This window comes from Luteibacter aegosomatis, from assembly GCF_023078455.1.
In the GTDB taxonomy this organism is placed as follows: domain Bacteria; phylum Pseudomonadota; class Gammaproteobacteria; order Xanthomonadales; family Rhodanobacteraceae; genus Luteibacter; species Luteibacter aegosomatis.
The window spans coordinates 4,373,696-4,395,009 of sequence record NZ_CP095740.1; the positions used below are offsets into that span (position 1 = coordinate 4,373,696).

Below are 21,314 nucleotides of genomic sequence, written 5' to 3' on the forward strand. Positions count from 1 at the left end.
CGGTCCACCGACCGAAGGGGTGGGAGCGGACCCTGTCCGCGAACCCTCAAGATGGCTAGGGCGAACGAGGCCTTGCGATGCTCGTGCGAGCTTTTACCGCCCGCATGATCATCGCAAAGCCTCATTCGCCCTTCGGTGAGCCCGAGGGTTCGCGGACACGGTCCGCTCCCACCCTTCGGTAGGCACCCTTCGGGAGCAGCACGCAGGTCAGGGGCGCGTTGGAGACTGCCACCCGCCACCCAACGCCACGATGAGATCCACGCTCGCGTCCAGGCGACGGCGACGCAGTTCCAGGTCGCCGCGGCCGGCGTTGAGCGCCGTGTTCGCCGCGTCCACCACGGCCGGGTAATCGGCTACGCCTTCGCGATACTGGTTCTGCATCACGCGGTCGGATTCGCGCGCGGCCGCCGCGGCTTTCGCCTGGAGATCGGCCGCGCCGGCCAGTTGGCTCGTCGTCACCAATCCGTCTTCCACTTCACGGTACGCGTCGAGCACGGTCTGTCGGTAGTTGGCGACCGCTTCGGCATAGGCCGCGTCGGCGTTGTCGACCTGCGCCTCCAACCGGCCGCCCGCGAACAGCGGCGCACGCGCATCTACCGTGCCGGTGAGGCCACGCAGCACGCCGATGCCGGCGGCGAGGTTGATCGACGGCAGCGTCTGCGCCTTGGCGACGCCGATGCGCGCGCTGGCGGCCGCCATGCGGCGCTCGCTGGCGACGACGTCGGGACGACGCTCCAGCAAGCTCGCCGGTACGCCGGCGGGAATCGTGGGTACCGCCACGTCGAATGGCGCGGGGGCGATCGAGAAATCGGCCGGCGTCTTGCCCAGCATCACGGCGATCGCATGTTCGAGTTGCGCGCGCGCCGTGCGCGCGTCGGCCAGTTGCAGCTGCGCGGTGCTGGCACGCACGAGGGCTTCGGCCACGTTGGCGCTGGAGGCCTGCCCCTGCGCGTACTGGTTCTGCACCATCGTGTGCCAGCGCGTGCCGACGTCGGCCGCGTGTTCGAGCAGGGCGATGGTCGCGTCTTGCTCGCGCAGGGCGAAGTAGCTCTGCACCACGCGCGACTGCATCGAGAGCGTCGCCGCGTCGAGGTCCGCCTCGCTCGCCTGCGTGGCCGCGCGGTGCGCTTCGACGTCGCGACGGATGCGGCCCCACAGGTCGAGCTCCCAGCTCACGCCCACGCCGAAGTCGTTCTCGTTGCGACGGCCCGACTTGAGCGTGCCCGCGCTGACCGCGGGTACGGACGCGCCACCGGCCGCCTTCACCAGGGCCTGCGCCTCGCGCACGCGGGCCGCGGCGGCGGCGAGCGTCTGGTTGTTCACGAGCACCTGCGACACCAAGGCGTCGAGCGTGGGATCGGCGTAGATGGACCACCACTTGCCCGCCGGCGACGGCGTGGCCTGCCGGTTACCCTGCGCCGACGCCTCCTTGTAGGCCACGGGCGTGGCGACCGACGGCCGCACGTAGTTGGGTCCGACCGGTGCGCAGGCGGACACGGCCACGACCGCACCGGCGATCAGCAGGGTGCGACGCATCATGCCGGCGGCCCCTTGCGGCCTGCCTGCCATGCCGCCGCGCGACGGGTTCCGAAGCTCTGAAACCATGAACGTGCCCACCTGCTGAATCGATCGAGATAAAGGTATACGACGGGCGTCGTGTACAGGGTCAACACCTGGCTCACCACCAGGCCGCCGCCCATGGCGATGCCCAGCGGCTGGTGCATTTCCGAACCGTTGCCGCGCGACACCGCCAGGGGAACCGCCGCCACCATGACCGCGAGCGAGGTCATCAGGATCGGACGGAAACGCAGGCGGCAGGCTTCCTGGATCGCCTCGGCCGGGGTCAGGCGGCCTTCGCGGCTCGCCACCAGCGCGAAGTCCACCATCATGATCGCGTTCTTCATCACGATGCCGACCAGCGCGAAGATGCCGACGAGGGCGATCACGTCGAGGTCGGTGCGGAACAGCAGCAGCGCGAACACCGCGCCCACCGCTGCGGACGGCAGCGTCGAGAGAATGGTGATCGGGTGCACGCAGCTCTCGTAGAGCACGCCGAGCACGATGAACAGGGTGAGGAACGCACCGAGGACCAGTGCCGGTTCGCTGTCGGCCACCTGGCGCGCGGCGCCGGCCGAGCCCTGGAGGCTGCCGCGTACCGAGGTCGGCACGGCGAGGGCATCCACCGCGCGCTGGATGGCCTGCGCGGCCTGCGACAACGACACGCCGGGCGCGCGATCGAACGACACGGTGGCGGCTACCGCCTGACCGAAGTGCGAGATGCTGAGCGGCGCGTCGGTCTGGCGCACCTGCCCGAGCGCCGACAGCGGCACGCTCGCGCCGCCGGCCGTCGGCACGCGAAGCTGGGCGAAGGCATCCGCCGAACGCGCGTGCTCGGGCGCCACGCCCATGAGTACCGGGATCTGGTCCGACAGCGTGAACACCGTCGCCACGCGACGGTCGGCGAACGCGTCGCGTAGCACGCCGTCGATCCGCGCGTAGGGCACGCCGAACTGCGCGGCGGTGTCGCGATCGACGTCCAGCGACGTAGCGACGCCGTTGCCGCCCACGCTGCCGTGCACGTTGCGCAGCTCCGGCAACGTCGTCATCGCCTGGGCGATGCGCGGCGCCCACTGGCGCAGCAACGCGGAGGAGTCGGCCTGGACGGTGTATTCGTTCGACGAGCGGCTGCGCCGTCCGCCGACGCGGATGTTCTGCACCGAGGTGACCGTGAAGACGCCGCCGGGGCGGTTCGCCAGCTTTACGTTCAGCCGCGCCGCCACCTCGTCGGCGCTCGCGTCGCGCTCGCCGAACGGCTTGAGCGTCACGAACAGCGACCCCGAATCCTGCTCGGCGAAGCCGGCCGCGCTGGCCACGGCGGGGTCGGCGCGCACCACGTCGAGGAAACCGGCCAGTTGCTCGCGCACGCGGGGAAACGACGTGCCGGCATCGGTATCGAAGTCACCGGTCAGCTCGCCGTTGTCCTGGCGGGGGAAGAATCCCTTGGGCACCACGACGTACAGGTACACGCTGAGGGCGAGTACGCCCAGCAGCGACAGCATGGTCAACGGCGCACGACGCAGCGCATGGACGAGGCTGCGATCGTAGGCGTCCTGCAACTTCGCCAGGCCACGTTCGCTCCAGCGATACAGGCGGCCATGCGATCGCTCCGCCCGCGCGGGCCGCAACCACTGCGCGCACAGCATCGGCACGACGGTGAGCGACACCAGCAGCGAAATGGCGATGACCGTCGCCAGCGTCACGGAGAACTCGCGCACGAACAGACCGACGTAGCCGCCCATCAGCAGCAACGGGATGAACACGGCGATGAGCACCGCGCTCATGGACAGCACGGTGATGCCCACCTCGCCCGCGCCGACGCGCGCCGCCTCGCGTGGCGGCAAACCGGCTTCCAGATGGCGAGCGATGTTCTCGACCACCACCACCGCGTCGTCCACGGCGAAACCCACGGCGATGGTCAGCGCCATCAGCGAAAGGATGTCGAGGCTGTAACCCAGCGCATACATGACGATCATCGCGCCGAGCATGGCGATGGGCGCGACGGCGCTGGCGATCAGCGCCGCGCGCCAGTCGCGCAGGAACACCAGCATCACCACCACGACCAGCACCACCGCGAGGGCGAGCGTATGCTCGGCCGCGCCCAGCGACGCGCGCACGGTGGTGGCGCGATCGACGATGACACCCACCCGCATGTCGCCCGGCACGGAGGCGCGCAGCACCGGCAGGCGGCGCGTTACGCCGTCGATCACCTCGATGGTGTTGGAGCCCGGCTTGTGCCGCACGAGCGCCAGCACCGCCGGTTCCCCGTTGGCGAACGCGGCGGCACGCGTGTCGCGCACACCCTCGACGACGCGACCGACGTCGCCCAGGCGCACCGCTGCGCCGTCGCGCTGGGCGATCACGAGGGAGCGCAGGGCGTCCGCGGAATCCAGCTGGCCGTTGGTGGCGACCTGCAAGGCACGGTCGCCGAGTTCCACCACGCCGGTCGGCTGATTGGCCACCGCCGATGCGATGGCATGCCGCACGTCTTCCATGCCGACGTTGCGCTGGGCCAGCGCCTGCGGGTCGAGCTCGACACGGAAGGCGGGCTCGGAGCTGCCGACGATCTCCACGTCGCCCACGCCGTCCACCTGCGCCAGCACCTGGGCGAACGTGGACGAGGCCACGGCGTACATCTGGCCGGGCGTCGCGCGCCGCGAGGTGAGCGCCAGGACCATGACCGGCGCATCCGCGGAGCTGACCTCGCGATAGCTCGGGCTGCCCGCCATGTCCGGCGGCATGTCGCCGCGCGCCGCGTTGATCGCGGCCTGCACGTCGCGTGCCGCGCCCACGGTGTTGCGCGACAGGTCGAAGGTGAGGCGGATGTCGGTCTGGCCGTTGGCGTTGACCGAGGTCATCTCGGTCAGGCCCGCGATGCGTCCGAGCGCGCGCTCCAGCGGCGTGGCCACGGCGGCGACCATCGTCGCCGGGCTGGCGCCGGGCAGCGACGCCGACACCTTGATGGTCGGCACGTTCACCTCGGGCATCGACGCGATCGGCAACAGGCGCCACGCCAGCACGCCCGCTACCACGAGCCCGAGGCACAACAGCGTCGTCGCCACCGGCCGGTCGATGAACGCCCGGGACACGTTCATGCCCGGCGCGCCCCTTTCGCGCCGGCATGGAACACGCGCTCGAACGCGAGGTAGATCACCGGCGTGGTGAACAGCGTGAGCAGCTGGCTCACCAGCAGGCCCCAGAAGATGCCTACGCCCAGCGGGTGGCGCAGCTCGGCGCCCATGCCACCGCTCAACATCAGCGGCAGCGCGCCCAGCATCGCGGCAAGGGTGGTCATGAGGATGGGGCGGAAGCGCAGCAGGCTTGCCTGCACGATCGCGTCACGAGGCGCGAGGCCCTGCTCGCGCTGCGCGTCGATCGCGAAGTCGATGAGCATGATCGCGTTCTTCTGCACGATGCCGATCAACAGGATCACGCCGATGAACGATATCACGTCGAGCTCGAAGCCGCCGATCATCAATGCCAGCAGCGCGCCGATACCGGCCGACGGCAGCGTGGAAAGGATGGTCAGCGGATGCACGTAGCTCTCGTAGAGCACGCCCAGCACGATGTACACCGTGAGCAGCGTGGCGAGGATCAGCCACGGCTGTCCTTCGCGCGACGCCTGGAACGCTTCGGCGGCGCCTTCCCAACGCGCCTGCACGCTCGCGGGCATGTCGAGCTTGCGCCGCGCGTCGTCCACCGCCTTCATCGCGCCGTCGAGGGCATCCCCGCGCGCGAGGTTGAACGACACCGTCGCCGCCGGTTGCTGGTCGATGCGCGTGACCACCAGCGGTGCGGTGCGCTCGCTCACCGTGGCGATGGACGAGAGCGGCACGAGGGCATCGCCCGGTTCGCCGCCCTTGGCCGTGCCCTGCGACGCGGCGAGGTAGACGCCGTTCATCGCGCCGCTCGCGCCGTCGGTGGACGGCATGGCTTCGAGGATCACGCGACGCGGATTGGCCAGCGACAGCAAGGTGCTGACCTGGCGCTGCCCGAAGGCGTCGTAGAGCGCATCGCCCACGGCGGCGGCGGTGATGCCGTAGCGGCTGGCGAGGTCGTGGTCGACGCCGACGTAGGCTTGCAGGCCGAGGTTCTGCTGGTCGCCGGCGACGCCGTCGATGCGCTTCACGCCGCGCAGCGCATCGACCACGCGCGGCGTCCACTGCGCGAGCTGCGTGGCGTCGGCGCTTTCGAGCGAGAGCTGGTACTGCCCGCGACTGATCCGGTCGTCGATGGTGAGATCGGGCACCGGTTGCAGGTGCAGCGTGATGCCGTCGACCTTCGCCGCGGCATCGGCGAGCCGTGCCATCACCTCGCCCACGCGGTCGCGCTGCGAGAGCGGCTTCAGGTGGATCATCAACTGGCCGGTGTTGCCCGGCAGCGAACCGTCTTCGCCGCCGACGAAGGAGGCGACGCTGGCCACGGCGGGGTCTTGCAGGATCGCCTGGGTCAAGGCGCGCTGGCGCCGTCCCATCGCGTCGAACGATACGGTCGGCGACGCTTCGGAAATGCCCTGGATGTCGCCCGAATCCTGCACGGGGAACAGGCCGCGAGGGATCGCCACGTAGAGCACCACGGCCAGCACCGCCATGGCGCCGACGGTGGCGAGGGTCGCGCCCTGGCGCGCCAGCACCCAGGCCAGCCCGCGCTCGTAGCGCGCGAGCAGGCCGTCGAGCCAGGCTTTGCCTTCGCGGGCGACGCGGCCCTGCTCCGCCTCGGGCACGCGGCGCAGCATGCGCGCGCACATCATCGGCGTGAGCGTCAGCGACACCACGCAGGAAATCAGGATCGCCACCGCCAACGTCACCGCGAATTCGCGGAACAGGCGACCGACCAGGCCACCCATGAACAGCAGCGGGATCAGCACCGCCACCAGCGACACCGTGAGCGAGACCACGGTGAAGGCGATCTGGCGCGCGCCCTTCAACGCGGCGTCGAGCGGCGCCTCACCGGCTTCGACGTAACGCGAGATGTTCTCGATCATCACGATGGCGTCGTCCACCATGAAGCCGGTGGCGACGATGAGCGCCATCAGGGTCAGGTTGTTGATCGAGAAACCCGCCAGGTACATCACCGCGAAGGTGCCGACCAGCGACAGCACCACCACCACGCCGGGAATCACGGTCACGGTGCCGTTGCCGAGGAACAGGAAGATCACGAGCACCACGAGCACGACGGCGAACACCAGCTCGACCTGCACGTCGCGCACGGCGGCGCGCACGGTCTCGGTGCGGTCGCTCAGCGTGGCGATGTCCACCGCCGCGGGCAGCGTGCCCTTGAGCTGCGGCAACAGCTGGCGGATGCGGTCGACCACCTCCACCACGTTGGCGCCCGGCTGGCGGCGGATGCGCACGACGATGGCCTGCGCCTCGCCGGACCATGCGGCCAGGCGCGCGTTTTCCGCGCCTTCGGCGACGCGCGCGACGTCGCCCAGGCGCACCACCGCACCGTCGCGATGGCCGACGATGAGGTCGCGGAACCCGTCCACGGTGTCCACCGGGCGATTGAGCGCGATGTTGGACGAGCGGTCGGGGCCTTCGAGGATGCCCTTGGCCTGGTTCGAGTTGGCGTCACGGATCGCGGTGCGCAGGTCACCCAGCGTGAGCCCGTGCGAGCGCAGGCGCGACGGATCGGCCTGCACGACGATCGCCGGCTGCTGGCCACCGTCGATGCTCACCGCGCCCACGCCGCTCACCTGCGACAGCTTGGGCACCAGGCGCGTATCGGCGAGTTCGCGCACGGTGCGCAACGACAGCGTGGGCGAGGTCAGCGCCAGCGTCATCACCGGCGCGTCGGCCGGGTTCACCTTGCGATAGACCGGCGGCTGCGACACGTCGGGCGGCAGCAAGGGCGCGACGGCGTTGAGCGCGGCCTGCACTTCCTGCTCGGCCACGTCCAGCGGCAGGTCGAGGTTGAAGCGCAGGGTGATCGTGGAGTGGCCTGCCGTGCTGGTCGACGACATCCGGCCCAGGCCCGGCATCTGCCCGAGTTGGCGTTCCAGCGGCGCGGTGATCGACGAGGCGATCACCTGCGGCCCCGCGCCGGGGTAGGCGGTGGTCACTTCGATGGTGGGGAAATCCACTTCCGGCAGCGCCGACACCGAGAGGAACCGGTAGCCGAACAGACCCACCAGGAGCACCGCGACGGCCAGCAGCGACGTCGCCACCGGCCTCAGGATGAAGGGGCGCGACGGATTCACGGATGGGCAGGCGGGGTCGGCGAGGACGCGGCCGCCGCGGGGCGGCCGCACGTGGCGACGGCCGCCATCGGCGGCGCCTCGTTGCCCGGGGTGGGCTTCACGGCCACGCCGTTGCGCAGGCGATCGGCGCCCTGCACCACCACGCTGTCGCCCGGCGCCACGCCGGAACGGATCACCGTGGTGGCGGCGTCCGACGCGCCGGTCTGCACGGGCGCCACGGCGACGGTGCCGTCTTTCTTCACCACGTAGACGAAAGCACCCTGCGCGCCCTGCTGAACGGCAGCGGACGGAACGAGGATGGCGTCGGCGATCACCTGCACGGGCAGGCGCGCCGTCACGAACTGGTTGGGCAGCAGTTCGCCGCCCTCGTTGGCGAACTGCGCCTCCATCCGCACCGTACCGGTGGACGGGTCCACCTGGTTGTTGGCGGCGAGCAGGCGGCCGCTGCCGATCGGGTGGTCCGGATCGTCGCCGTAGGCGTCCACGGGAATGCAGGTGTCGTTGCGCAGGCGGTCGAGCACGTGGGGCACGTCCTGCACGGGCACCGAGAACACGACCTTGCTCGGCTGCGACTGCGTCACCGTCACGATGCCGCCGGCATCCCCGGGACCGACGAGGTTGCCCGGATCGACGCGACGCAAGCCCACCGTGCCGCTGATCGGCGCCGTGATGCGCGTGCTGGACAGTTGCAGGTTGGCGGTGCCGATGCGGCCCTGTTCGGACTTCACCTCGGCGGCGTACTGGCGCACCAGCGCCTGCTGGTCGGCCACGCGCTGGCGCGAGATCGAATCCTGAGCCAGCAGGGCCTGGTAATGCGTGAGCGTTTCCTGCGCATTGGCGAGCTGGGCCTGGCTGCGGGCCAGGTCGCCCGTGGCGAGCTGGAGCTGCGCCTGGAACGAGCGCGGGTCCACCTCGGCGAGCAGGTCGCCCTGCTTGACCTTCTGTCCGCCGGTGAATGCCACGCGGGTGAGTTCGCCGTCAACGCGGCTGCGCACCACCACGCTGTTCGCGGGCGTCACGGTGCCGGGCTGCGAGCGGTAGACCACGAAACCGCCCTGCCGGACGGCCGCCGTCACCACCGGCACGGCCTGCCCTTCCGCGGGCTTGCCGTCGCCGGAACGGCGACCGATCCACCACAGCAGCGCCACGATCGCCACCGCGACCAGCACCACCCACCCCATGCGGGACGATCGTTTCGTCATGACAGATGCTTCTCGTAGACGCGGTAACGTTTGTAGTCGCGGCCACCGATCGTCTCGATGATGTTCCGCATGCCGTCGTTATCCTCGAGGATCCACGACAGTTCCACCTGCTGCACGCCGCGCGCCACGAGATGATGGCGCACGGCGTCGATCACCAGGAAGGCGAGTCCCGGGCCCAGGGGCGTATTGTGGAAGCTGCGGCGCACGCCCATCAGCGGCACGCGCGAGGACTTCGGGAAGCGCACCTTGAGGTTCCACAGCAGCTTCACCCAGTTGAACGGCGCCAGCTTGCCCTTGAAGCCGCGGATCACCTCGTTGACGTTGGGCAGCGCGGCGATGAAGGCCGCGGGCTTGCCGTCCACCTCGGCGATCTGGATCAGCTCCGGCGAGATGAGCACGCGCAGGCTGTGGCCCAGGTCCTTGAACTCGGCCTCGGTGAAGGGCACGAAGCCCCAGTTGTCGGCCCAGGCGTCGTTGAAGATGTCGCGCAGCGTGGCCATTTCCTCGTCGAACCGCTTGGTATCGAGCGGGCGAACGCGCACGGGCTGCTTGGAGCTGCGCAGCAGGCGCCCCATCACCTTCGGTTCGGGAAAGTCCGGCGAGATCATGTACGCCAGCATGTCCTTGGACTTGGTGTAGCCGCAGCGCTCGATGTGCGCGCCGTAATACGGTTTGGCGTGCCCCATCATGAAGACCGGCGGCGTGTCGAAACCGTCCACCAGAAGGCCCACTTCGTCGTTGATCGACAGGCTGAGCGGCCCGCGCACGCGGGTGACCCCTTCGCTGCGCAGCCACGCTTCGGCCGCGCCGATCAGGGCCGCGAAGGTCTCGGGGTTGTCCTCGGCGTCGAGCATGCCGAAGAAGCCGGTGGCGTCTTCGTAACGCTCCAGGTGCAGGTAGTCGATCTGCGCACTGATGCGCCCCACCGGCGTGTCGCCCCGGTACGCGACCCAGCCTTTCCAGCGCGCATGCTGGAACCAGGGATTGGTCTTGGCACCGAGGTGCAGCTTGCGCTCGAGCAACAGGGGCGAGATCCACTGGGGATCCGAGCCCAGGATGGCAGCCGGCACCTTGACGAAACGATCCAGGTCCGACTTGTTCTCAAGCGGGGCGATACGCAACGGGGCGGAAGTGTTCAAGATCGTGTCCGTAATCGATGAAAGCCGCCCCCACAGGGCCGACGGGACGCCCCCGACGGAGGGGCATTCACGCCCGTCGTCGGGACAGCCAGCGGCTTGGATGAAAGATAAGTGTAATTTGCCCGCCACCGATTTGGTATACGGGTGGGTATAGGAAATGGCAGATGCGGGCGATCGTTCCGCACTCAAGGCCCGGCGATGCGGGGGGAATGATCCCCCGTGGCGGTGCGACAAGGGGGGAGCGGTCGCCGGCTTATTGAACCGTGCGTGGCCGTCAGGCCGAGCGGTACCGCGCCACGATCGGCACCAGCAGCAGCGCGACCACGCCTGCCGCGGCCGCCACATATCCGATATGCGCCAACCCCAGCGCCGGGATCGTCACGCCCCCCAACACCGCGCCGACAGCGATCCCCGCGTTCGCCGCCGAGACGTTGGTCGTTCCCGCCAGCGCCTTCGCGTGCCTCACCGAATGCATCACGCGCACCTGGCACACCGGGAACAGGGCCGTGTACGCGACGCTCCAGACCGCCAGGGAAACAAGGAACGGCCATCCCGTGCGCGCCAGCGGCAACGACACCGCCATGCCCAGCACGAGCAACGCGACGAACACCCCCGTCGCGCGCAACGGCGAACGATCCACCATGCGCCCGCCAAGCGCGTTGCCCACCAGCCCTACCGCGCCGAATCCCATCAACCACCAGCCGACCCGGGTCGACGGCACGCCCGCCAGGCGTTCGAGGACGTCGGCCAGATAGGTGTACGCGGTGAACATCGCCGTGAACACGACGACGGAAAGCGCCACGTTGGCGAGGAAATAGGGTTCGCGAAAGATCCGCGCCTGCTCGCGCAGATGCATCCGCGGCGCCCGCGCCACCGGCGGCATCACGGCGGCGAGGGCCAACGCCATCGCGCCCGACGCGGCCGCCAATGCCCAGAACGCGATGCGCCAACCCACCGCATTCGCCACCAGCGTTCCCAGCGGGATACCGAACAGCAGCGCCGCCGAAATGCCGAGGTACACACGCGACACCGCCTGTCCGGCCTTCGCGGGCCCGGCCAGTTCGGCCGCGGTCTCGCTCGCCGTGCCCCAGAACACCGGCAGCGCCAGCGCGGGCACGAAACGCGCCACGGCCAGCACCCATACGCTCGAGGCCACGGCGGCCAACGCGTTCGAGGCGGCGAAAACGAAGAGGATGCCCACGAACAGCCTCTTGCGATCCAGGTGCGAGAGCGCGGCGGTGAGCGGCGGGCCCGACAGGGCGACCGTCACGGCGAACAGCGTCACGAACTGGCCTGCGGCGGAAATGGAGATGCCCAGGTCGCGGGCGAGCGCGGGCAACAGGCCGACGATCAGGTACTCGGTGGTGACGATCAGGAAAGCGGCGACGGCGAGGATCGCCACCGGCAAGCCGCTGGCGGCCGCGCGGTCGGTCGTGGAGACGGCGGACATGGGAGGAAACCGGAAAGGGGGATGCGCCATGCTAGGCGATCGCGAATATCCCATTTCGGGAGATTGCTCTAGTCTTTGCGGAATCCAATTCTCGAATCGCGGCCATGCACTCTCCCGAACGCCTCAAGGGCATCGGTGCCTTCGTCGCCGTGGCGGAAGCCGGCAGCTTCGCCGCCGCCGCCGAGCGCCTGCACCTCACCGGCTCGGCGGTCGGCAAGGCCATCGCCCGGCTGGAATCGCGCCTGGGCACGCGCCTGTTCGAGCGCACCACCCGGCGCCTCGAACTCACCGATGCGGGAACCGCCTTCCTGCGCGTCTGCACCCGTGTGCTGTCGGAACTGGAAGAAGCCGAGCACGTGCTGGCCCATGAAGGCGACGAGCCCACCGGCCGCATCCGCATCGACCTGCCCGTCACCTTCGGCCGTCTCCAGGTGATGCCGCGGATGCTTCCCTTCCTGCACCGCCACCCGGGCCTGCAGGCCGTCATCAGCTTCACCGACCGCTTCGTGGACGTCGTCGACGAAGGCATCGACGTGGGCGTCCGCATCGGCGGTCCCGACCAGTGGCCGGCCACGCTCGCCCACGCGTATCTCGGCCACGAGCGGAAAGTGTTCTGCGCATCGCCGTCGTACCTTGCCGCACACGGCACGCCCCACTCGCTCGATGCGCTCACGCCGCATGCCGCGATCGTGTACGCCAAGCCCGACGGCACCGCGAGCCCCTGGCTCATCCGCCACGGCGACGGCCCGCTCGAACGCCACGCACCGGAAGCGCGCCTCGTACTGGCCAGCGCGGAGGCGCAGGTCGACGCCGTGGCGAGCGGCTTCGGCATCACGCAATTGCCCACCTGGTTGATCGGCGACCACCTCACCGACGGACGGCTCGTCGCCATCCTCCCCCAGCACGACACGGAAGGCCTGCCCATGCACGTGGTGTGGCCACGGGCGCGGCAATGGTTACCGAAAGTCTCCGCGCTGGTGGATTACCTCGGCAACGCGCTCGAGGGCACGATCGCCCCGTGAGCCCGGCAAGAAATTGCGAATCGGCCGTGACACGGCGATCCATGTAGACGGCCATCCCGGAATGGGATGTGATGACGGCCCCATCCCGACCGCTTCGTGAGGCTCGCCGTGACGCTTATTCGCCCGTTGGTGCTTTCGTTGATGATGGCCATGCCTGCGGTATCGCACGCGCTGGCGGACAAGGGCACCTACAAGGCGCTGCCGAGCGAGACCCCGGCCCAGTTCAAGCCCACGCACGACGCCTTCGACTACGAAACGCGCGACGTCATGATCCCCATGCGCGACGGCGTGAAGCTGCATACGGTGATCCTGGTGCCGAAGGGCGCCAACAAGGCGGGCATCCTGTTCACCCGCACGCCGTACGACGCGAGCGAGATGACGAGCGCCATCGCGAGCGGCCACCTCTCCGTAGCCGTGAGCCACGACGACGAACCCAGCGACGTGCTCGTGCAGGACGGCTACATCCGCGTGGTGCAGGACGTTCGAGGCAAGTACGGTTCCGAAGGCGATTACGTCATGAACCGGCCGTTGCACGGACCGTTGAATCCGACGCCCGTGGACGACTCCACGGATGCCTACGACACCATCGACTGGCTGGTGCACCACGTGCCGGAGAGCAACGGCCGCGTCGCCATCATCGGCATCTCGTACGACGGCTTCGAACCGCTCATGGCCATCGTGCACCCGCATCCGGCACTCAAGGCCTCCGTGCCGATGAATCCGATGGTGGACGGCTGGATGGGCGACGACTGGTTCCATCACGGCGCGTTCCGCCAGCAGAACCTGGAATACATCTACGAGCAGACCGCGTCACGGAAGAATCACTACAAGTGGCCGGCGAACTATGCCGACGACTACCAGTTCTTCCTCGAAGGCACCTCGGCGGGCGCCGTCGCGAAACGCTACGGCATGGAGCAACTGGGTTTCTGGAACAAGGTCGTCGCGCATCCGGCGTACGACGACTTCTGGTCGCAGCAGGCCGTGGACAAGATCCTCGGCCGGGAACCGGTGAGCGTGCCGACGATGATCGTCGCCAGCCTGTGGGACCAGGAAGACATCTACGGCGCGTTCGCCGTGTACAAGGCGATGGCGCCGCACGACGATGCGCACCGCCTCTTCCTCGTCGCGGGACCCTGGTTCCACGGCCAGGAGATCGGCGACGGCAGCAGCCTGGGCGCCGTGCGTTTCGGCGCGGATACGGGGCTCTACTTCCGCCAGAACATCCTGCGTCCGTTCCTGGCGCATTACCTGAAGGACGCGCCCGACCTGCCCGCGCCGGTCAACGCCTTCGTCACTGGCGAGAACCGCTGGGAAACCGCGCCGTCGTGGCCGATGTCGGCGGGCGATACGCTGAACCTCGTGCCGGAAGCCGATCGTTCGCTGGTGCTCGCACACGGCGACCACGGCCCCGGCACGTCCGGCAGCGTCGAATACGTATCCGACCCCACCCATCCGATCCCCTACCGGCCGCGGCCGGTCGGCCCCATGTCCGGCACGGGTTGGCAGCACTGGCTGACGAACGACCAGCGCGAGGCCTCGGCGCGGCCGGACGTGGCGACCTTCACGTCGGCCGTGCTGACCGCGCCGGTGCGCATCAGCGGCGCGCCACACGTACACCTGGTCGCCAGCACCACGGGCACCGACGCCGACTGGGTGGTCAAGGTGATCGACGTCTATCCGGATCAGGTCGCGAAGCAGCCGGAGATGGGCGGTTACCAGCTCGGCGTATCCATGGATATTTTCCGCGGCCGGTACCGGGAGGGCTTCGCCACCGCGAAGCCCATCCAGGCGGGCGCATCATTGCCGTACGACTTCAGCCTGCCCAACGCCAACCACGTGTTCCTCCCGGGCCACCGCATCATGGTGCAGATCCAGTCGAGCTGGTTTCCGTTGTACGACCGCAATCCGCAGACGTTCGTGCCGAACATCCTGCTCGCGCAGCCGGGGGATTTCGTGACGGCCACCCAAAAAATCATTACGGGTGGCGACGCTACGTACGTCGAACTTCCGCTGGGCCATTGAACGCGGGTGATGGTCGGACGAACGGCGAGCGGCGGCCGTAGGTGATCCACCGCCAGATCCACTCCAGCGGCCCCATCTCGAAACGCGACAACCACCACGTGGACCATGCCAGCTGGAGCGCCCATACACCCGCGACGATGCCCCACAACGCAGGGCGGTCGACGGTTCCCATCAAGGCACCGCGGCCGCCGTAGAAGATGGATGTCATGATGAGCGACTGGGTCAGGTAGTTGGTGAACGCCATGCGCCCCGCCGCGGCAAACGGCACGAACCACCGGCCGGCTTTCCGACGCAGGGAAAGGACGATCGCGGCCGCGTAGCCGACGGCGACCAGCGGGCACAGGAGCTCATTGACGAATTCACCCCAGCGGAACGACAGGTGACTCACGTCGGTCATCCATGTCATCGCCCCCAGAACCGCGAGCGCCAGGCCACCGGCCATCACCAACGATGCGTAGGATGTTCTCGATATCGCACCGTTGAAGAAGCCGGCCTTGAACAGGCCCAGGCCGACCATCATCAGCGCGATGGTGCGCGGGAGCTGCTGCCACAGGTTCGCGAGTTGATGGAGATAGGTGCGCGTATTGAGGGCGTACGCACCGCTCGCCGAACCCGTCGCCTCCGCGAGTTCCGCCCGGACGCGCGATGACGTAGCTGAATGCGCCGGGGCGGCCGTGCGAGCTTCCTCATGCGAGATCGTGGCGGAAGACGGCGCGGGTTCGTCACCGCGTGGCAGCGCCATGTACGTCGTCGCCAGCAGGATGGCGATGCCTGTACCGAGAAGCGCCTTCGATGGCAGCGACCGCAAGCCGAACATGACGACACCCGCGCAAGCGTAGGTGCTCAGGATATCGCCCCACCAGAGGCCAAAGCCGTGGATCAGTGCGAATACGAACAACGCGCCCAGGCGACGTGCCAGGTTGATCCCTCGACGCTTGTCGGACAAGGGACCGCCGACGAGGAACAACGACACGCCGAAGAGCATCGAGAAAATGGCGACGAATTTTTCGTGGAACAACCAATCCATCCACCAGTAAGCGACCGCCGTACTTCCTTCGTTGCCGAACATCCAGGCGGACGGCTTGAGCGACGCATGGATCGGCGCCGCGAAGCCATCGGCGTTGACCGCCAGAACGCCGAGGATGGCGATGCCGCGGATCACATCCAATGACTGAATGCGATGGGGCGTGTGTGTAACGACCGACGTGTTCAGAAGCTTCTCCGTCCTGTAACCAAACCGATTCCACGGCTTAGCAAAGCGCATGCCATTGCTTTTTTGGCCATGGAGATCCTTTCCGCAGCGGGCGCGGAAAAACAGGGCGGGCGCTCGGGAAGGTGTCCGTGGACACTGCTGCTCGTCCGCGGACAAGGAGGCACGCAAGGAGTCGACGGCGCATGGCGGAACGCTCCCGCCGCGACATGGCGTCATCCCAGGTGCCGCCTTGCGACGGACCTTGAACGGGAACACGCGACGGGAAGCTCTCGACGCTGCTCGGGCAATCGAGCAGAAAAGGAACCGATGGCGGAGAACCGCGAAAAATGGCGCGCCCGGAGGGATTCGAACCCCCGACCAATGGCTTCGGAAGCCACTACTCTATCCGGCTGAGCTACGGGCGCGTGCTGAAGCGGACCGGCATTGTAGCGGGATTGCCGGGCCCGGCCTAGCCCGCCCTGCGGGCGGGCTCGATGCCGCCCGCCGCGGTGCGCACGCCCTCGCGGTACCGCCGGCTGCACGGCAGCGTGCTGCCGTCGGCCATGTGCAGGCGGGCCTCGCCGGCGTCCAGGGGCTCGATCGAGGCGATCTGGCTCAATCGCACCAGATAACTGCGGTGCGCACGCACGAAGGCCGCCGGATCGAGCCGCGCCTCCAGCGCCGCCAGCGTGCTTCGCAGCGGGTAGTCCCGCCCGCGCACGCGCAGGTTCACGTAGTTGCCCGCCGCCTGCGCCCATTCGATCTCGGCGGTGGCCACCAGAAAGTCGCGGCCGAGCTTGCGCACGAGGAAACGCTCGGGGCGGTCCACCGGCTCGACGGGCGGACCTTCGTCCGGTTCGGCGAGCAGGCTGGCTTCGCCCTGTACCCGGCGACCGAACCACTCCACGAGATGCGCCACGGCAACGATCAGGAAGAACGTGCGTACGTCCTTCAGGTATTCGTAGACGGCGGCCAGGCCGAGGTCGCCCGGATCGTAGTGTGCGCCGTTGAGGCGATAGGCCAGTACGCGCGCGAGATTCATGCCCGTGACGTGGAAGGCGCACCAGGCCACGCTGCCCAGCACGTAGAGTGGCAGGCGGCGGCGCCAGGTATCGGCGTGCAGCGGCCAGCGATCGCAGGCGGCGAGCAGGAACGGCAGGGCGATCAACGAGAACAGCATGCTGCTGAGCTCGTTGGTGGCGATCTGCCAGGTGGGCGCGTCGATCCCGTAGCGGTCGGCGTCGATGCGCAAGGTGAGGATGTTGGTGACGGCCGAGGTGACGAAGACGGCGAGCCAGAAGACTGCCACGGACACACGACGCCGATGATGCGCGCGGGCGAGTTCCTGGCCGGGCGATGCGGGAAGCGATGTCATGGAGGGCATGCTAACCCGGCATGACGCCGTGTGCGTAGTAACCGCTGGCGCTCTTCCGGACGCAAGGCGCTGGGCTCCTGCCTGCGCAGGAGCGACGTGAGGTTTTTTCATCATGACGGCGCACCTTGCAGCTCGTCGCTCCTGCGCAGGCGGGAGCCCAGCGCCTTACGCCCGGGCAAGCGATGGCGCTCCATCGGCGCCTGGCCGGTTCGGACGAGGCAAACCCGTGCGATGCGTTCTTCCGCCAAATCCGCACATCCGCCGCCTACACCGAACGTCGGATCGAAATCCCCGTCGACTCGTGATTAGCTCGACGTCCCCACCAGGGGGCCATGGAAGCGACACGCACAAGGAGAACGCAGATGCGGTGCAAACCGACGGCCGTGCCCCCACGGGCGCACGTGATCCACGACATGTTCGAATGCGCCACGGCGGTGGGCAAACACCATGTCGAGAGTGCCCATACGCGCTGGCGCATGGAAGGAAAAGGCACGCTCACCCTGTCCAACCGGTATCCCCGCTGCCTCGTCGCCCGTTTCGACGACTACGGCACGCTGACCATGCAGTCGCGACACGACCTGGGCGAATACAGCCAGTTCACCCTCGACCTGGATACGTCCGGCCTCGGCGAAGATGCCCTGCTGAACACGCAATTCGACGGCGAGGACGTTTGCCATTCGATCGTGATCCGGAAGGGGTTCGAAAAGATCGTCGGCACTTGCCCCATGTCCGACGCATGGCCGCGCAATCCCATCAACGAATTCGTGATCGAAGTGGAAGACGCGGGCTGCCTCATCGTCAGGGGCGTGACGATCCTCGATGTCGGCCCTTTGCCGCGCCGCCCGGAAAAAAAGAGGGCGCCTCCCGGCGCCCTCTTCCTCGTCACTTCGTCTTGTACAGCTCGCTGAGCCAATCGGGCTTGCTCTTGTCCCGCTCCAGGTGCGGGTACTTCAGGCCTTCGTGGTAGTCGATCTTGATCGTCTTGTACTGGTCGAAGTTCTTCACCAGCAGTTCGATCGGCGCGGAGGTGCCCTTGGCGGCGGTGACGGCATCCTTCAGGGCGTCGCCGTCGAGCGACTTGCCGTTGACCGCGATCACCGTCATGCCCGGGGCGAGACCGGCATTGAACGCCGCGCTGTCCCAGCGCACGTCGGAGATGTCGCCCTTGGCCGACACGCCGAAGCCCACCGAGTAGGTGAGGTCGGTGTAATGGCGGCGCGCTTCGACGGCCTTCACCGCGTCGGACGGCTTGTCGGTGTAAACCAGCTTCCAGCCGCCGCGCTCGATGCCTTCGAGGTCGCCCTTGTGGCCGTCGACGCGATCGCGCAGGTAGGTGGCCCAGTCGTACGGCTGGATGCCGTTGAGGGTGTTGGCCACGTCTTCGAAGGTGTACGGGTTGACCTTCCAGTCGCCGTCCTTCACGCCGAAGAATGCCTTGGCGAAATCGTCGAGGTTGCGCTTGTTCTTGGAAAGCTCGCGCAGCTTGGTGTCGACGTCGAGCCAGATCATCTGGCCGCCCGAATAGTAGTCTTCGCTCATCTGGTAGTTGCGGTACGAGAGCGGGCGACGCTGGGCGATGGTGGGATCGTTGGTGGTGTCCTGGATGTTGCGCCAGGAGAGACCCGGGCGACCCTTGTCGTAGGTGGCGGCGACGAAGGCGAGCAGGTCACGCGCCTGGTCCTGCGAGACGAGACCCGAGCGCGCGGCGACCACGTTGCCCCAGAACTGGGTCTGGCCTTCGTACACCCACAGCAGGCTGTCGCCCATGGGCACGTTGAAGCTCGGCGTGGCCAGGTCGGCGCCGCGACGGTACTTGCCGTCCCACGAGTGGTTGTATTCATGGGCGAGCAGGTCGCGACCGAGCCAGTTCTTTTCCCACTCGGTGAAGTAGCCCGGGGAGGCGCTGTTCTCCGACGAACGGTGATGCTCCAGGCCGATGCCGCCGAGGTTCTCCGAGAGCGCCAGCAGGAAGTCGTAATGGTTGTAGTGGCGCGCGCCGTAGAGCTTGTCCATCTGCTTGACGAGGTTGCGATGGATCTGGAGCGCCTCGGGCTTGATCTCCAGCGACTTCGCGTCGTCGGCCACGATGTTCAGGTGCACGGGCGAGCGGCCGTTCGGATCGAGGTCCACGCGCTTGAAGTACTTGCCCGCGAAGATGGGCGAGTCGACGAGGTCGTCGAAGTCGATCGTCTTGAAGGTGACCGTGTCGCCGCTCTTGCTGGCTTCTTCCAGGGCCGAGCCGTACTGGAAGCCGGCGGGCAGCTTCACCGACGCGTCGACCTTCACCTGGTCGGCGCGGTAGCCGGCCGGGTAGAGGGCCACCTGGTTCCATTGGACGTTGACGATCTCGGGCGTCATGACCACGCGGCCCTGGCGCGGGCTCTGCGGCGTGAGGGTCTGGAACTCCACCTCGACCGACGACGCGCCGGCGGGCACGTCGATGTGGAAGGCATAGACGTTGTACTGGTCGCGCTTCCATTCGAGGCGCTGGCCGTTCGCGTGCACGATGAGACCGGCGAACTGGTCGATCGGGCCGGTCGGCGAATGGTGGCCGGGAATCCACTCGGGGAACAGGAGGGTGAGCTTGCCGGGCTGCGCCGGGATGGTTTCCTTGACGCGGAAGATGCGACGGTCGAGGTCGGTCGCGTCGACGTCGAGTTTCAGGGTGCCGGCGTAGGGCGTGTCCTGGATGGGCGGCACGTCGTCCGCGGCGAACGCGGCGGAAGCGCCGAAACCGGCCATGGCGGCCAGCAGCGCGGAAGCGAGAAGGGTGGATTTCACTGGGGTCTCCCGTGGAACAAAAGGCGCCCGGCCATTCCCTTCCGAGCGGATCGGCGCGCGTTCCCCTGTGGTTCGCGCAAGTGACCGATCCTAGCTCCGGGGGGCTGGCAGGCCCTATGCCAGAGGTCACGGTAACCCCGCTTCCGACGCACGCCGGGCCCGGCAAGATGTCACGAAAACCGGAGCCGCTTCACGAAACACGCGCCTGACGTCCTCCCGCATCCGCCGTCGATGCGACCGACTTTCCTATAATGCGGCGCCCGCCGCGTACCGCCGGGCCATGAATCATCCAGGAAAACAGGGACCCAAGGACTCATCATGCACACATCGGTACTCAAGGCGGCCGTCGCCGTCGCGTTGCTGTCTTCTTCGTTCGCCGCCTGCGCGGAATCCGCTTCCGTTACGCAGACGGGCGCCTTCCTATCCGTGACCGGCGGCAAATCGCACTTCAACGTGGACCGCGATCCTTCCGCTCGCTATCCGAACGAAGACAGCGACGGCACGGGTTTCGACGTGCTCGGCGGCTATCGCTGGGTGGTCGCGCGGCCGTTCTCGCTGGGCGTGGAGGGCGGCTACGTCAATCTCGGCAACACCACCTGGAAAGGGCATTACGGCGGCTTGTCGGTCCAATCCGACGCGCGCGAGAAGACGAAAGTCGATGGCGTGCTCCTCGGCCTCAACGGCAAATGGGATCTGCCCTACGAGTTCACCGTGACGGCCCGCGTCGGCGTGGCCCACATGCGCGCCAAGAACGACTATACCGATGTCGGTGGCCTTATCTTCCTGCCGCCCGTCACGACGCGCTCCAGTCGTTCGACCAACAGCAACCGCATCTACGGCGGCGTCGGCTTCGGCTACGACTTCAACGAGAACATCGGCCTGACCCTCAGCTACGACCGTTACGGCTTCAAGATCGATAGCCCGACCGAACGTAGCCACGACGCTCATGTCGGCCTGCTTGGACTCACATTGGAATATCGCTTCTGGTAAGCAAGGCGGCCTGCTGGGCAAGCCAGCAGGCCCAGTGACCGGGATACCAACATCGCGTCGACGGGTTGATGGCCTCGGGTCGACTCGACCCACTGTTTGCGAAAAGGGTCGAAGCGCAACCGCGGCTCGAATTCCTTCGCCCCCATACATTGGTCCCAAGCGAAATCGGCAGACCGCAACCATCGGCAGGTTTCCTTGCCGATTTCCTGCCGAAATCCGGCAGTTGATTTACTTGTGCTTGTTAGCGATCGAATTGTAGTTTCGGGTGGTAACAGGGGTAATCACCAAGCACGGTCGCGAATAACTTTCGGCGTGATAGGCATGCGCCGGGATCTGTCACGGCAACGGATGTTGCTGTCCTCCACCGTACGCTATCGCAATGTCG

The 21,314-nt window shown here is 67.8% G+C and carries 13 protein-coding genes and 1 tRNA gene; 4 read left to right on the top strand and 10 right to left on the bottom strand.

Annotation, left to right across the window (positions count from 1 at the left end; genetic code table 11):
• Positions 1-207: 207 nt before the first annotated feature.
• From L2Y94_RS19640 to L2Y94_RS19665, 6 genes are all read right to left on the bottom strand, one after another.
• Positions 208-1,539 carry an efflux transporter outer membrane subunit gene (locus tag L2Y94_RS19640; protein ID WP_247371373.1) on the bottom strand — a complete coding sequence of 444 codons (1,332 nt, stop codon included), beginning with the start codon at positions 1,537-1,539 and terminating at the stop codon, positions 208-210.
• A complete protein-coding gene (locus L2Y94_RS19645; RefSeq protein WP_247371376.1) occupies positions 1,536-4,652 on the bottom strand; it encodes an efflux RND transporter permease subunit in 3,117 nt (1,038 codons plus the stop codon). Before L2Y94_RS19645 ends, L2Y94_RS19640 begins: the two co-directional genes overlap by 4 nt.
• Positions 4,649-7,756 (bottom strand): efflux RND transporter permease subunit, encoded by a 3,108-nt coding sequence (locus tag L2Y94_RS19650; RefSeq protein WP_247371379.1) that lies wholly within the window; start codon positions 7,754-7,756, stop codon positions 4,649-4,651. Before L2Y94_RS19650 ends, L2Y94_RS19645 begins: the two co-directional genes overlap by 4 nt.
• Complete coding sequence (locus L2Y94_RS19655) at positions 7,753-8,958, bottom strand: efflux RND transporter periplasmic adaptor subunit (RefSeq protein ID WP_247371382.1); 1,206 nt, start codon at positions 8,956-8,958, stop codon at positions 7,753-7,755. Before L2Y94_RS19655 ends, L2Y94_RS19650 begins: the two co-directional genes overlap by 4 nt.
• Positions 8,955-10,097, bottom strand: coding sequence for a hypothetical protein (locus L2Y94_RS19660; RefSeq protein ID WP_247371385.1), 1,143 nt, complete (start codon positions 10,095-10,097; stop codon positions 8,955-8,957). The genes L2Y94_RS19655 and L2Y94_RS19660 overlap by 4 nt, the downstream gene beginning before the upstream one ends.
• 274 nt (positions 10,098-10,371) lie before the next feature.
• Entirely contained in the window at positions 10,372-11,547 is a 1,176-nt protein-coding gene (locus L2Y94_RS19665) for an MFS transporter (RefSeq protein WP_247371386.1), read from the bottom strand.
• 104 nt (positions 11,548-11,651) lie between these two features.
• Here L2Y94_RS19665 and L2Y94_RS19670 point away from each other — a divergent pair, with 104 nt between their 5' ends.
• A complete protein-coding gene (locus tag L2Y94_RS19670; RefSeq protein ID WP_247371389.1) occupies positions 11,652-12,569 on the top strand; it encodes a LysR family transcriptional regulator in 918 nt (305 codons plus the stop codon).
• Positions 12,570-12,686: 117 nt separating this feature from the next.
• Entirely contained in the window at positions 12,687-14,591 is a 1,905-nt protein-coding gene (locus L2Y94_RS19675) for a CocE/NonD family hydrolase (protein ID WP_425602477.1), read from the top strand.
• Here the strand turns inward: L2Y94_RS19675 and L2Y94_RS19680 are convergent.
• From L2Y94_RS19680 to L2Y94_RS19690, 3 genes are all read right to left on the bottom strand, one after another.
• The gene (locus tag L2Y94_RS19680; protein ID WP_247371393.1) at positions 14,560-15,960 is read right to left on the bottom strand and encodes a DUF418 domain-containing protein; all 1,401 of its coding nucleotides are present in this window, start codon (positions 15,958-15,960) and stop codon (positions 14,560-14,562) included. The two genes, L2Y94_RS19675 and L2Y94_RS19680, sit on opposite strands and share 32 nt — an antisense overlap.
• A 171-nt stretch (positions 15,961-16,131) precedes the next feature.
• A tRNA-Arg gene (locus L2Y94_RS19685) sits at positions 16,132-16,208 on the bottom strand.
• A 44-nt stretch (positions 16,209-16,252) separates the two neighbouring features.
• A complete protein-coding gene (locus L2Y94_RS19690) occupies positions 16,253-17,167 on the bottom strand; it encodes a LytTR family DNA-binding domain-containing protein (RefSeq protein ID WP_425602416.1) in 915 nt (304 codons plus the stop codon).
• 353 nt (positions 17,168-17,520) lie between these two features.
• Between L2Y94_RS19690 and L2Y94_RS19695 the strand changes: the two genes are divergently transcribed.
• A complete protein-coding gene (locus L2Y94_RS19695; RefSeq protein WP_247371398.1) occupies positions 17,521-18,066 on the top strand; it encodes a hypothetical protein in 546 nt (181 codons plus the stop codon).
• On the opposite strand, the gene L2Y94_RS19700 is transcribed toward L2Y94_RS19695, so the two are convergent.
• On the bottom strand, positions 18,041-19,900 hold the full coding sequence (locus L2Y94_RS19700) for a M61 family metallopeptidase (protein ID WP_247375359.1): 1,860 nt from the start codon (positions 19,898-19,900) through the stop codon (positions 18,041-18,043). The two genes, L2Y94_RS19695 and L2Y94_RS19700, sit on opposite strands and share 26 nt — an antisense overlap.
• A gap of 357 nt (positions 19,901-20,257) precedes the next feature.
• Between L2Y94_RS19700 and L2Y94_RS19705 the strand changes: the two genes are divergently transcribed.
• Positions 20,258-20,929 (top strand): outer membrane protein, encoded by a 672-nt coding sequence (locus L2Y94_RS19705; RefSeq protein WP_247371400.1) that lies wholly within the window; start codon positions 20,258-20,260, stop codon positions 20,927-20,929.
• Positions 20,930-21,314 lie beyond the last annotated feature (385 nt).